Raw genomic sequence first — 13,741 nt, 5'->3', positions numbered from 1 at the left:
CAAAGGACTTCCCCACTGGTGGGTCTGTATGGACATTTCGGATTTCTACGACACTTTTTTCGAAGAGGCGGACGAACTCCTCGCTGACATGGAGCGACTGCTCCTGGATCTCGACGTCGACGATCCCGATAGCGAAGAACTCAACGCCATCTTTCGTGCGGCTCACTCGATCAAGGGCGGTGCGGGAACCTTCGGGTTCACGGTGCTGCAGGAGACGACACACCGTCTCGAGAACCTGCTCGATCACACTCGCCGGGGTGAGCTCACGCTGAGACGCGATATCGTCGACACCTTCCTGGAAACCAAAGACATGCTTCACGATCAGTTGGACGCTTACCGCAACGGTGATGAGCCCGATGCGCAGGCGTTCGAGCGTATCTGCCGGGTCCTTCAGCAGATGGCGATGGACGAGCTCGGACAGAAGGAGGGTGCCGCCGCGGTACCGCCGCCGCCCGCGCCGACGATCGAGGCACAGCCGACGACACCCGCCGTGGATACCGAAGCGAGTGAGTCGGCCGAACCGCAAGGTACGGTACGTCTGGCCATCACGCTGCTTGGCGTCGATGAGAAGGACCGTCAACTACTCATCGAAGAACTCGCCCACTTCGGGGAGCTCGGCGAGCACGCCGGCGACGTCGAGCGTTACCGCATCGAACTCGAAAGCGGCGAATCGCAGACCGACATCGAGGCGGTACTCTGCTTCATCATCGAGTCCGAGCAGCTCCTCATCGAAACGATTGCCTCCAGCGAAGCGGCTGTCTCCAGCGACAGTGCCCCCGAAGACGCGACACCGGCTGACGAGACGTCGCCTCATGCCGACGCCCCGGCGGCTGTGGAAGCACACGATGCCACGGCGAGCGGCGAAAGCGTAGAGAACTCGACACCGGCGGTGGCGGCACCGGCCAAGGAGCGCAGTGGCGCCAAGCCCAAGGCGGCGAAAAGTGCGAAGGGCAGCGAGTCCAGCACCATTCGGGTGCCGGTCGACAAGGTCGATCAGATCATCAATCTGGTCGGTGAGCTCATCATTACCCAGTCGATGCTCGAGCAGACCGCCAACGACATGGACATCGTGTCGCACGGACCGCTGGTCAACGGCATGAACCTTCTGCAGCGCAATGCTCGCGATCTGCAGGAGTCGGTGATGTCCATTCGCATGATGCCGATGGATTACGTATTCAGTCGCTTCCCGCGTCTGGTTCGCGATCTCGCTGACAAGCTCGGCAAGGACGTGGAGCTGATCACGGAAGGCAAATCCACCGAACTCGACAAGAGTCTGATCGAGCGGATCGTCGACCCGCTGACCCATCTGGTGCGCAACAGTCTCGATCACGGACTCGAGTCCCCGGAGAAGCGCCAGGCCGCCGGCAAGTCGACGACGGGGCGGCTGACGCTCTCGGCTCAGCATCAGGGCGGCAACATCCTGATCGAGGTCATCGACGACGGCGCCGGACTGAGCCGAGAGCGGATTCTGGCCAAGGCTCGATCCAACGGTCTGCCCGTCAGTGACACCATGAGCGACGACGACGTCTGGCAGCTCATCTTCGCCCCCGGATTCTCCACCGCCGACCAGGTCAGCGACGTTTCCGGCCGCGGCGTCGGCATGGACGTGGTCAAGCGCAACATTCAGGAGATGGGCGGACATGTCGAGATCCTGAGCCGTACCGGTCACGGCACCACGACCCGAATCGTACTGCCACTGACGCTTGCGATCCTCGACGGCATGTCGATCCGCTGTGGCAAGGAGACGTTCCTGCTTCCGCTCAATGCGGTGCTGGAGTCGCTCCAGCCCGTCGCCGAAGACATCTACTCGATGGCGGGTAACGATCAGCTGCTCAAGGTTCGTGACGAGTACCTACCGATCATCACGCTGCACCAGGCGCTCGACGTCGTCGGTGCCAAGACTCAGGTCACCGAGGCGATCGCCGTCATCGTTCAGGGCGAGGGGCGGCGGTATGCACTGATGGTCGATGACCTCATCGGCCAGCAGCAGGTCGTCGTCAAGAATCTCGAAACCAACTATCGCAAGGTGCCGGGCATTTCCGCCGCCACCATTCTTGGCGACGGCAGTGTCGCGCTGATACTCGATATCGCCGACCTGCACCGGCTCGACCGCCGCAAGGCTCAGCAGCGCCAGGAAAACCAACGCCAGCTTTCACCGGAGGTATCGCCAGCATGACAACGCAAGCAAGCGCCGCCGCCAGCGTCAACGACGCGGCTAGCCGAGAGTATTTGGTCTTCTCTCTGGGCGAAGAGGAGTACGCCGTCGACATCCTCAAGGTTCAGGAGATCCGTGGCTACGAAAACGTCACTCGCATCGCCAATGTGCCGGCCTTCATCAAGGGCGTGACCAATCTTCGCGGCGTGATCGTGCCGATCATCGACCTGCGTTTGAAGTTCAATCTCGACAACGTCGAGTACGGTGGTCAGACAGTCGTCATCGTGGTCAACGTCGCCAATCGCATCGTGGGGATCGTCGTCGATGGCGTCTCCGACGTGATGAGTCTGACACAGGAGCAGATCAAACCGGCGCCTGAGTTCGGCGTCACACTCTCTTCGGACTACCTCAACGGTATCGGCAGTCTCGATGACCGCATGCTGGTGCTCGTGGATATCGAAAAACTGCTGACACATGAAGAGATGCAGCTCGTCGAGCACACCGCCGAAACTGCCTGACGGCGCCGGGCGCCCGCGCTACGCCTCGTCACAATGATCGAACGGCAAGTCCTTTGCTCGGCGCGCCAGGGCTGATCTCCATACGATGAAACCGCCCCGCCCGCCCGAGCTGGCAGGGCGGCTTTCGTCGCTGATCTTTCTCATCGTTTCCCCACGTCCAATCCGGTCTTCTTGCCCGATAGAAGCTCAATCGCGCTTCACCCCTTGCGCCTCGCCGACTCCCGATGAATGCCGGGGATCGGCGTCGCTCGTGCGCGTGAGTCTGTCAACTAGCGACCCTATCTTTGGTCGTAGCAGCCTCTTCCTCTCTCGCGAGCCGTCGATAAACGATCTACCTGGTGTCGCCGTGACGCCAAGTCCCGCGTCGCTGACGCCTCGATCGGATATCGATCCACGAACTCGGAGAATCAAATCATGTCGGGATTCCAGAATTGGACGATGCGACGCAAGCTCTGGACCACTCTGGTTCTGATGTGGATCGGTCTCGTGCTGGTCGCGGTCTGGTCGCTGTACTCGATGCGGGAGAACCTGTTCGAGCAGCGAACGCAGAGCCTGGAATACTTCATCGGCAGCGCCAAGCAACTGACCGAAAGCTACGTCGCGAAAGCCGTTAGTGGCGACCTGTCGACGGAAGAGGCCAAGGCGCGCGCGTTGGCACACATTGCCAATCTCAGCTTCGGCGCCGACGGCTACATCTTCGTGTTCGATTCGGACCTCGCCATCGTCGGACACCCCCGACGCGAGGTCGGCACCTCGATGAGAGACTACCAGGACGCCAACGGCACCTATCTGTATCGCGACATGCTCGACGTCGCCAACGCGCGTGGCGAGGGGGTCGTACGCTACGTCTCCACGCGTAGCGAAGGCGATTCCCTGTTCGACAAGCTCAGCTACGTCACTCGAATTCCCGAGTGGGATTGGCAGCTCGCCACCGGTGTCTACATTGACGACATCGATGGCGTGCTCGAGAAGGGCATCGTGGTCTACCTCGGACTGATCGGCCTCATTGGTGGCGTGCTCTCGCTGATCGTCGGCTGGGTCATTCGCGACGTGCTCAATCGGGTCGGCGGCGATCCCGGGCGTGCGCGAGAAGACGTTCAACGGATTTCCGAGGGTGACTTTTCTCGCCCGCTGGAGCTCAAGGCTCGCGACGATACCAGCCTGCTGTTTGCGATCGAGAGTATGCGCGCGCGGCTCGCGTCCACGTTGGCCGACGTGCGGGCGAGCGCCGAATGGGTCAACGTCGGGGCCGGCCAGATCGCCACCGGCAATCAGGATCTCGCGGTGCGCACCGATCAGCAGTCCGCGGCCATCGTCGAAACGGCCTCGAGCATGGAGCAGTTGACCCAGACCGTGCGTCAGAACGCCGACAACGCCGATGCGGCGACGCTCGCTGCCAGTCAGACTCGCGCACGGGCGGAGCAGGGCGGGCAAACGATGCAGGAAGTCGAGTCGACCATGACCCACATCCAGCAAAGCTCGCGAGAGATGGCCGAGATTGTCGACATGATCGACAACATCGCCTTCCAGACCAACATCCTGGCGCTCAATGCCTCCGTGGAGGCGGCAAGAGCGGGGGAAGCAGGGCGCGGTTTCGCGGTCGTCGCCGAAGAGGTGCGTCATCTCGCCAGCCGTAGCGCCGAGGCTTCGCGTGAGATTCGCACGCTGATCACGCGGTCGGGCGAGCAAGTCGAGAGCGGTGCCGCGCTGGTCGGGCGGGTCGGCCAGGCCATGTCGGCGATCGTCGAGTCGGTGGCCGGCGTCAGTGCCCTCATGAGCGAGATCGCCAGCGCCACGCGGGAACAGCACAGCGGTATCGAGCAGGTCAATCAGGCGATCGCGCAGCTCGACGAAGTGACCGGGCAGAATGCCGCTCTGGTACAGCAGACCGCCAACGCTTCGCAATCCCTGGTCGCGCAGTCGAAGCGCCTCGAACAGGCGCTGGACGTCTATCGAATCGACTCGCGGAACATCGTCGAGCGCGGCGGCTTCCAAGCGTGGCAGCCCGAAGCGCGGCGTCAGCCGCTCGAGCAGGCCTGAGCGGTCGCGTCGCATGCGCTCGACTCAAGTCCCAATGGGTTCGGTCGATAATCTTGTCTAGTAGAGACGGTTCGCCGGGTGAGTTCTGGCGGGCTACGTGTGACTAGGGATAACAACACCAGGAATCGCCATGCGTAACAATCAGCCGGTGACCGACCAGGAGTACAGCCTGAAGGATGAGGACTACCTCATCTCGCGGACCGATCTCGAAGGCTACATTACCTACGCCAACCCGCAGTTCATCGAAGCCAGTGGGTTCGACCGCGAAGCGCTGATCGGTGCCCCGCACAACCTGGTGCGTCACCCGGACATGCCCAGTGCGGCGTTCCAGAACCTCTGGTCCACGCTCAAGGCGGGGGAGAGTTGGTCAGGGACGCTCAAGAACCGGCGCAAGGACGGTAGCTTCTATTGGGTACAGTCGACCGTTACCCCGATCGTCGATGCGGGCAGTGTCGTCGGCTTTACCTCCGTACGGGTCAAGCCATCGCCGGCGCAGAGGCGTCTGGCCGAGACCGCCTACCCGAAGATGCAGGCCGGTCAACGCTCGGGAATGCGTCTGGAGCGCGGGCAGCTGGTGCGACGAGGGCCGCTCGCGGCGATCCAGCGGATGAGCTTTCGTTCACTCAAGGGCCGGCTGGTCAGCATGGTGGCGCTTGCGTTGATCGTGCTGGCGGCGAGCGGGGCGATATCGCTGCACGTTCTGCAAAAGGATGGCGAGCTGCTGGAGCGTCTGACGGTCGATGGCGTCGAAGACATCGCGCGCCTGCAGCAGATCGATCAGCTGACCTCGCGAGGACGCTCGGTACTCGAAAAACCGGTAGGCAATCCGATGGCCGCCGATCTCGAGCCGGTCAACGCAACGATCGACGACCTGCTGAGCAACCTCCAGTCCACCTGGAGCGACTACTACGACGGTCGGCCCGACAACCAGACGCCTAGCGCCAATGCGCTGGGAGAGCAGCTCGAACGCTATCGGGTCGAAGGGGTGGGCGCGGTCATGGAGTCCCTCAATGAGGGGGACTTCTATGCTTCCTACGTCGCTTACAACGACGTGCTGCTCGCCGGTGCCGACACCCTCAGCGCCTCTCTCAATGCCCTCGTGGACGAAGAGCGCGCGGCGAGCGCGGCCCTGACGGCGCAAGCCGCGCAGGCGCAGCGCAATGCCATCTATCTCCTGCTCGGTCTTTTGGGGATCGGCGCGCTGGCGTTACTGCTGATGGGGTGGAGCACGATTCGAGCGACGCTCAATCCGATCCGCGAAGCCCTCGATTTCACGCAACAGATCGCCTCCGGCAATCTCGGTGCGACGCTCAAGCAGCGCGGTGACGACGAAATCGGGCGTCTGACGCAGGCACTCAATCGCATGCGTCAGAGCCTTGGCAACATCGTCGGCGACGTCAATGCCAACGTGAACGTGGTCAAACCCGCGACCCGGGATATCGCCAGCGGTAACGAGGATCTCTCCTCGCGCACCGAACAGCAGGCAGCGTCGCTCGCCGAGACCGCCAGCAGCATGGAGCAGATGACTGCGACAGTTAAGCAGAACGCCGACAACGCGCGTCAGGCCAGCCGGCTCGCCGATGGCGCCACGGATACCGTACGCCGCAGCGGCGATGCCATGGGGCAAGTCGTCGACACCATGACGCGCATCACCGACAGCTCGCGCAAAGTGGCGGACATCGTCGGTGTCATCGACTCCATCGCGTTTCAGACCAACATTCTCGCGCTCAACGCTTCGGTGGAAGCGGCCCGCGCCGGCGAACAGGGGCGAGGCTTCGCCGTCGTCGCCGGAGAGGTACGCAACCTGGCCAGTCGTAGCGCCCAGGCGGCCAAGGAGATTCGCGACCTGATCGACAGTTCGACACAGGAAGTCGGGCAGGGCGCCGATCTGGTTCGTCATGCCGAGGGGTCGATCTCCGAGGTCGTCAGCGCCGTCACACGGGTCAACGACATCATCAATGAGATCTCCGCGGCGTCGGAGGAGCAGACCAGCGGCATCGAGCAGATCGGTCAGGCCATCTCGCAGATGGACGAAGTCACGCAGCAGAACGCCGAGCGCGTCCAGACGACGGCATCGTCGGCGGCGAAGCTGCGAGCCAGCGTCGATCACCTCTCGAGCTCCATCGCCGTCTTTCGTCTTGCCGGCGCCGGACCAGAACACACCAGTCACCAGACGGCTGCACCGCAGCGGTCCGATTCGGATCACGCCATGTCATCGCGCGCGTCGACCCAGGTGGAACCGGCAGCAATGCCAGCCTCTCGCCGCGTAGTCAGCGGCGATAACGAAGAATGGGAAGCCTTTTGAACGACACCGGCGTAGTGACCGCAAACTCGCACAGCGGTTTCAATGAAGCAGGAACGCCATTCGCGCGGGATATCGAGTTTACCGCGCAAGATTTCGACCGAATCCGTGAATTGATCTATCGGCGCGCCGGCATCGTCATGGCCGAAAACAAGCGTGAGATGGTCTACAGCCGCCTCGCCAAGCGTCTGCGGCTACACGGGCTTACGCGCTTTGGCGACTATCTCTCGCGCCTGAACGCCAACCCCGGGTCCGAAGAGTGGGAAGCCTTCACCAATGCGCTGACCACGAATCTCACTGCGTTCTTCCGAGAGGCGCATCACTTCCCGGTGCTCGCCGAAGAGATTCGCCGCCGCGGATCCGGCATCAAGATCTGGTGCGCCGCTGCCTCCACCGGCGAAGAGCCGTATTCGCTGGCGATGACGGTCCAGGAGACGCTCGGTGCCGCCGCCGCCTCGGTAAAGATTCTGGCAACGGATATCGACACCGAGGCGCTGAAGACCGCGCGGCAGGGCGTCTATCCGCTCGAGAGCGTGGAGAAGCTCGGCGAGGCACGCTGCCGGCGGTTCTTCCAGCGGGGCAGCGGCTCGCAGCAGGGCAGGGCGCGCGTGCGTCCCGAGCTTGCGGCGATGATCGATTTCCGGCCGCTCAACCTGGTGACCTCGTCGTGGTCGTTGAACGGGCCGTTCGACGTCATTTTCTGTCGAAACGTGATGATCTACTTCGACAAGACCACGCAGAGCGACATTCTCGGGCGCTTCGCCGGGCAGCTCAAACCCGACGGCATGCTGTTCGCCGGGCACTCGGAGAACTTCTCCTTTCTCAACCAGGTCTTTCGCCTGAAAGGCCAGACCGTCTATACGCTGGCATCGCCGTCGACGCGTGCGGTGCCGGACTCAGCGCGCCGAGGCCAGCCATCGTGATATTCACACATGCCAATGCCGCCACCGCGACCGGCAAGCCCAAGATCAAGGTGCTCTGCGTCGATGACTCGGCCCTGATCCGCGACCTGATGACCAAGATCATCGACGCGCAGCCGGATCTGACGGTGGTCGCGACGGCGCCGGACCCGCTGGTCGCCCGCGATTTGATCAAACGCTACAACCCGGACGTGCTGACGCTGGACGTCGAGATGCCGCGCATGGATGGCCTCGACTTTCTCGAGCGGCTGATGCGTCTGCGTCCGATGCCGGTGCTGATGGTGTCGTCGCTGACGCAGCGAGGCTCAGAGATCACGCTGCGCGCGCTCGAGCTCGGCGCAGTGGACTTCGTGGCCAAGCCCGAAGTCGGCATTCGCGACGGCATGCTCGACTACGCCAATACCATCGCCGACAAGATACGCGCCGCTGCCCAGTCGCGGCCGAAGCGCCAGGGTGGGCCAAGCGTCGAGAATCGCGTGCCGGAAGAGCGTTTGAAAGCCCCGATCCTGTCGAGTGAAAAAATCGTCATCATCGGCGCCTCGACCGGCGGCACCGAAGCGATTCGTCAAGTGCTCGAACCGCTGCCCGCCAACAGTCCGGCCATTCTGATCACCCAGCACATGCCCAGCGGCTTCACGCACTCCTTCGCCGAGCGGCTGGACAGGCTTTGCCGCGTTCGGGTCAAGGAGGCCGAGCACAACGAGCGCGTGCTGCCCGGACACGTCTATATCGCCCCCGGTGACTGGCACATGCGGCTACAACGCTCCGGGGCCAATTACGTCATTGCCCTCGATGCCAGTGCGCCAGTCAATCGCCATCGACCTTCGGTGGACGTGCTGTTCAGCTCGGCGGCCAGCTGCGCCGGACGCAATGCGCTGGGGGTGATCCTCACCGGTATGGGCAAGGACGGCGCGGCGGGGCTGGCGGAGATGCGCCGTGCCGGTGCCCACACGGTCGCCCAGGACGAGGGGAGCTGCGTCGTCTTCGGGATGCCCAAGGAAGCGATCGCGCTCGGCGGTGCCGAGTGCGTGGTGCCCTTGACGGAGATCGCCGGTCATCTGGTTCAGCAGATGCAGCTGTCGGGCCGTGCTCAGCGGGTTTAAAGCTGATCGACCCGCTGCCGATAAACACGGCAACGCCCATTTATCGAAGGATGAAAGACCTCATGGCTGACAAGAACATGCGCATTCTGGTGGTAGACGATTTTCCGACCATGCGTCGGATCGTGCGCAGTCTGCTCAAGGAGCTCGGCTTCGAGAACGTCGAGGAGGCCGAGGATGGCCAGGAAGCGCTGACCAAGCTGCGCGCCGGCGGCTTCGAGTTCGTGGTCTCGGACTGGAACATGCCCAACCTCGACGGTCTCGAGATGCTCAAAGTGATTCGTCAGGAACCGGCGCTCCAATCTCTGCCGGTGCTGATGGTCACGGCCGAGGCCAAGAAAGAGAACATCATCGCGGCGGCGCAGGCCGGGGCCAATGGCTACGTGGTCAAGCCGTTCACGGCGGCCACCCTCGAAGAGAAGCTCAACAAGATTTTCGAGAAACTGGGCAAGTAAAGCCGCGGAGGGTAGATCATGAGCGTTGCCAACCCTCACGTCAGTGCCACGGAGAGCGTAGCCTCCGACGATCTCATTCGTCGGATCGGTAACCTCACGCGGATGCTGCGAGAGAACATGCGCGAGCTGGGGCTCGACAAAGAGGTCGAGAAAGCGGCTCAGGCGATTCCGGACGCCCGTGACCGGCTGAGCTACGTCGCCTCGATGACCGAAAAGGCCGCCGAGCGCGCGCTGAACGCCATCGATCGTGCGCAGCCGATCCAGAACGCGCTCGAAAGCGAAGCCAAGGCGCTGGATCAGCGCTGGGGTGACTGGTTCGCCGAACCCAAAGCGCTCGACGAGGCCAAGGCGCTGGTCAGTGACACGCGTCACTATCTGAAGACGGTACCCGATCAGACTGGCGCCACCAGCGCGCAGCTGCTCGAGATCATGATGGCTCAGGACTTCCAGGATCTGACGGGCCAGGTCATCAAGCGAATGATGGACGTGATCCGCGAAATCGAACAGCAGCTACTGCAGGTGCTCATCGACAACGCGCCCGAAGCCAGCGAACGCCGGGAGGGCGCCAAGGAGAACACGAGCGCCTCCTCACTTCTCAACGGTCCGCAGATCAACCCGCAGGCGACCGACGTTGTCAGCAATCAGGACCAGGTCGACGATCTTCTCGATAGCCTGGGCTTCTGACGCGCCACGGCCTCGACGGATCGGATTCGGGTCGCTTTCCTGGCGGCCCCGAGACCCAAACGCCGTCACGACGGCCGGGCTCACGAGCCGATCATCCAGTCGCCTCCCCGCCGGTCGCGCCAGCCGCGTCCAGGCCGGCGTCGACGCTCCCCATGCCATCGAGCGGCCGCGTCTATCGACGCCCGCTTGAATGGCATTCTCCCCGCGCCATGAATAACCCCCTCTAAATCCTGCTGTTCGTGCCTTTGACGTCGTCGACGTCTGCGCAGAATGTCGGCCACGCGAGATGCCGCCTTACGCGCCGGAGACCCCGCTTGGCAGAGCAGAACGACAGCGATCAGGAAAAGACCGAACCTGCGACTCCTCGACGGCTGGAAAAGGCGCGCGAGGAGGGGCAGATCGCGCGCTCCCGCGAGCTCGCCACCTTCTTGTTGCTCATCAGCGGGGTCTTCGGCCTCTGGCTGACCGGCGGCGCGCTCTACGGCGAGCTTGGCGGCGTCATGGAGCAGGCGTTCCTGTTCGACCGCGGTCTGGCCTTCGACAGCACGCGAATGCTCAGTCACGTGTGGACGCTCGGCGAGCAGGCCCTCTTCGCGCTGGTTCCGCTGTTCGCGCTGTTCGTCGTCGCCGCCATGCTCGGCCCGATGCTGCTGGGTGGGTGGCTGCTCTCGGCCAAGTCGATGAAGCCGCAGATTGGCAAGCTCAACCCCTTCAAGGGGCTCAAGCGAATGTTCTCCTCCCAGGCCCTCGCGGAGCTGGGCAAGGCGATCGCGAAATCGATACTGGTCGGCGGAGTGGGCGTCGTTTATCTGATGTCGCAGCGCGACGTGCTCATCGGCCTGATGGAGATGCCGCTCTCCCAGGCGCTGGCGACGGCGATGCGGATCACCGCGGTAGGCTGTGCGCTGATTGCAATGTCGATGATCTTCGTTGTGATGATCGATGTGCCGTACCAGCTCTGGAGCCATGCCAAGAAGCTTCGCATGAGCAAGGAAGACATCCGCCAGGAGCACAAGGAGAGCGAGGGCGACCCGCATGTAAAAGGTCGCATTCGCTCTCAGCAACAGGCCATGGCACGCCGGCGAATGATGAGCAAGGTGCCCGAAGCGGACGTCATCGTCACCAACCCGACCCACTACGCCGTCGCGCTCTGCTACGACCAGACATCGATGGCGGCGCCTCGCGTGGTCGCCAAGGGGGCCGATGAGGTGGCCGCTCGCATTCGCGAGATCGGCGATGCCAACGACATCCCGCGGCTAGAAGCGCCGCCGCTGGCAAGGGCGCTTCACCGTCACGTCGACCTCGACCAGGAGATACCCGCGGCGCTGTATACCGCGGTGGCCGAGGTGCTGGCGTGGGCGTTTCGCCTCAAAGAAGTGGCAACCGACGGGGGCGAGACGCCGCCGACCCCGCAGGACCTCCCCGTACCCACTGAGCTGGACGAAGCCGGTGGCGATAATGACGCCAAGGAGCGTGAATGAACGCACTCACTCAGTGGTTCGGCCGCCAGAGCTGGGCCAGTGACACGCAGATGAAGGTGCTGGCAGGCCCGGTGCTGATCATCATGATTCTCACCATGATGATCCTGCCGCTGCCGCCGTTCGCGCTGGACATGTTTTTCACCTTCAACATCGCGCTGTCGATCATGGTGCTGCTGGTGAGCATGTTCACCCAGAAACCGCTCGATTTCGCCGCGTTCCCCGCCGTGCTGCTCTTCTCGACCCTGCTGCGCCTGTCGCTGAACGTGGCCTCGACCCGCGTGGTGCTGATGGAAGGGCACGAAGGGGGCGACGCTGCCGGCAAGGTGATCGAAGCCTTCGGGGCGTTTCTCATCGGCGGCAACTTTGCGGTGGGCCTGGTAGTCTTCCTCATCCTGGTCGTCATCAACTTCATGGTCATCACCAAGGGCGCCGGGCGTATCGCCGAGGTCGGGGCGCGTTTCATGCTCGACTCGATGCCCGGCAAACAGATGGCGATCGATGCCGATCTCAACGCCGGCCTCATCGGCGAGGACCAGGCGCGTATTCGCCGTCTGGAGCTGAATCAGGAGTCCGAGTTCTACGGCTCGATGGATGGTGCGAGCAAATTCGTGCGTGGCGATGCCATGGCGGGACTCTTGATCATGGTGATCAACCTGATCGGCGGTTTGATGATCGGCATCATCCAGCACGGCATGCCGTTCGGCGATGCCGCGCGCACCTATACCCTGCTGACCATTGGCGATGGTCTGGTGGCGCAGATTCCGGGGCTGGTGATCTCCACCGCCGCCGGCGTGACCGTGTCGCGAGTCAACACCGATCAGGACGTCGGCCAGCAGCTGCTCAGCCAGCTCTTCAACAACGCTCGGGTCATGTATCTCGCCGCGGGCGTGATGGCGCTGCTCGGCATGATCCCGGGCATGCCGAACTTCGTCTTTCTGCTGTTTGCCTCGGCGCTTGCCGGACTCGGCTGGTGGCTCTCGCGGCGTCAGCACGAACAGGCGGTTCAGAGCGTCGAGGAGAGGGCACCGACGGCCGTGCAGGAGACGCCGGAGGCGAGCTGGGATGACGTACAGCTCGTGGATACGCTGGGTCTCGAGGTGGGGCATCGACTCATTCCGCTGGTGGATCAACGCCAGCAGGGCGAGTTGCTCGGGCGAATCAAGAGCGTGCGCAAGAAGTTCGCGCAAGACATCGGCTTTCTCCCCGCCGTGGTTCACATTCGCGACAACCTCGAACTGGGGCCCAACGTCTACGTGATCACGCTCAAAGGGGTGGAGGTCGGACGCGCCGAAGCCTATCCGGGCAAGTGGCTGGCGATCGATCCGGGACAGGTCTCGGGCGCGATCGACGGGACGCCGACGCAGGATCCGGCGTTCGGTCTCAACGCCTGGTGGATCGAGACGGCTCAGCGTGAGCGCGCGCAGATCTACGGTTATACCGTTGTCGATGCGAGCACCGTCGTTGCGACTCACCTCAACCATCTGCTGCACGAAAACGCCGGCGAGATGCTGGGCCGCAGCGAGGTTCAGCAGCTGCTCGACAAGGTCGGTGAGAAACAGAAATCGCTGGTCGACGATGTAGTCCCGAAAGTGCTGTCGCTGACGGCGCTGCAGCGCATCCTCCAGAATCTGCTGGCCGAGGACGTACCGATTCGCGACATGCAGACGGTGCTCGACGTGCTGGCGGAGTACGCCCCCCAGCAGAGCGATATCGGCGAACTGACGGCGATCGTGCGCGTTGCGCTGGGACGGTCGATCACGCAGCAGTGGTTCCCCGGGCGCGAACCGATGCACGTGATCGGGCTCGAGCCGCGCCTGGAGCAGGTGCTGAGTCAGGCACTCAACAACGGTGGGGCGCTCGAACCCGGGCTCGCGGAGACGCTGATGCAGCAGTCCGCGGCGGCGGTCGAGCGCCAGCAGAGCCGCGACGAACCCACGGTTCTGGTCGTACAGCACGCCTTGCGCCCGCTGCTGTCGCGGTTCTTGCGTCGTCAGCTCAAGTCGCTGGCGGTGCTCTCTCAGGCCGAGATTCCGGATGACCGGCAGCTGCGCGTGACCACCTCCATCGGGGGCCTGTCTTGAACTCT

General features: G+C 63.3%; 10 protein-coding genes. All 10 read left to right on the top strand.

The window, feature by feature from the left end; all coding sequences use genetic code 11:
- Positions 1-28: 28 nt before the first annotated feature.
- The 10 genes from cheA (at position 29) to flhA (ending at position 13,736) form a co-directional block, all read left to right on the top strand.
- The gene (cheA, locus tag DOM33_RS02420; RefSeq protein ID WP_110665496.1) at positions 29-2,176 is read left to right on the top strand and encodes a chemotaxis protein CheA; all 2,148 of its coding nucleotides are present in this window, start codon (positions 29-31) and stop codon (positions 2,174-2,176) included.
- On the top strand, positions 2,173-2,673 hold the full coding sequence (locus DOM33_RS02415) for a chemotaxis protein CheW (protein WP_110665494.1): 501 nt from the start codon (positions 2,173-2,175) through the stop codon (positions 2,671-2,673). Before cheA ends, DOM33_RS02415 begins: the two co-directional genes overlap by 4 nt.
- Positions 2,674-3,087: 414 nt before the next feature.
- The gene (locus tag DOM33_RS02410; RefSeq protein WP_110665492.1) at positions 3,088-4,713 is read left to right on the top strand and encodes a methyl-accepting chemotaxis protein; all 1,626 of its coding nucleotides are present in this window, start codon (positions 3,088-3,090) and stop codon (positions 4,711-4,713) included.
- A 130-nt stretch (positions 4,714-4,843) separates the two neighbouring features.
- Positions 4,844-7,018, top strand: a complete 2,175-nt coding sequence (locus DOM33_RS02405) for a methyl-accepting chemotaxis protein (RefSeq protein ID WP_110665490.1) — start codon at positions 4,844-4,846, stop codon at positions 7,016-7,018.
- Between the two features lie 14 nt (positions 7,019-7,032).
- On the top strand, positions 7,033-7,938 hold the full coding sequence (locus DOM33_RS02400) for a CheR family methyltransferase (RefSeq protein WP_239495236.1): 906 nt from the start codon (positions 7,033-7,035) through the stop codon (positions 7,936-7,938).
- Positions 7,935-9,038, top strand: coding sequence for a protein-glutamate methylesterase/protein-glutamine glutaminase (locus tag DOM33_RS02395; RefSeq protein ID WP_275425786.1), 1,104 nt, complete (start codon positions 7,935-7,937; stop codon positions 9,036-9,038). Before DOM33_RS02400 ends, DOM33_RS02395 begins: the two co-directional genes overlap by 4 nt.
- A 62-nt stretch (positions 9,039-9,100) precedes the next feature.
- A complete protein-coding gene (gene cheY, locus DOM33_RS02390; protein WP_110665486.1) occupies positions 9,101-9,490 on the top strand; it encodes a chemotaxis response regulator CheY in 390 nt (129 codons plus the stop codon).
- An 18-nt stretch (positions 9,491-9,508) separates the two neighbouring features.
- Complete coding sequence (gene cheZ, locus DOM33_RS02385) at positions 9,509-10,174, top strand: protein phosphatase CheZ (protein WP_110665485.1); 666 nt, start codon at positions 9,509-9,511, stop codon at positions 10,172-10,174.
- Between the two features lie 314 nt (positions 10,175-10,488).
- Positions 10,489-11,655 (top strand): flagellar biosynthesis protein FlhB, encoded by a 1,167-nt coding sequence (gene flhB / locus DOM33_RS02380; RefSeq protein WP_110665483.1) that lies wholly within the window; start codon positions 10,489-10,491, stop codon positions 11,653-11,655.
- Complete coding sequence (flhA, locus tag DOM33_RS02375; protein WP_110665481.1) at positions 11,652-13,736, top strand: flagellar biosynthesis protein FlhA; 2,085 nt, start codon at positions 11,652-11,654, stop codon at positions 13,734-13,736. Before flhB ends, flhA begins: the two co-directional genes overlap by 4 nt.
- Positions 13,737-13,741 lie beyond the last annotated feature (5 nt).

The organism is Salinicola halophilus, from assembly GCF_003206155.1.
Lineage (GTDB): Bacteria > Pseudomonadota > Gammaproteobacteria > Pseudomonadales > Halomonadaceae > Salinicola > Salinicola halophilus.
The sequence above is the reverse complement of the archived record's forward strand: the minus strand, read 5'-3'. Positions and strand labels throughout refer to the sequence as shown.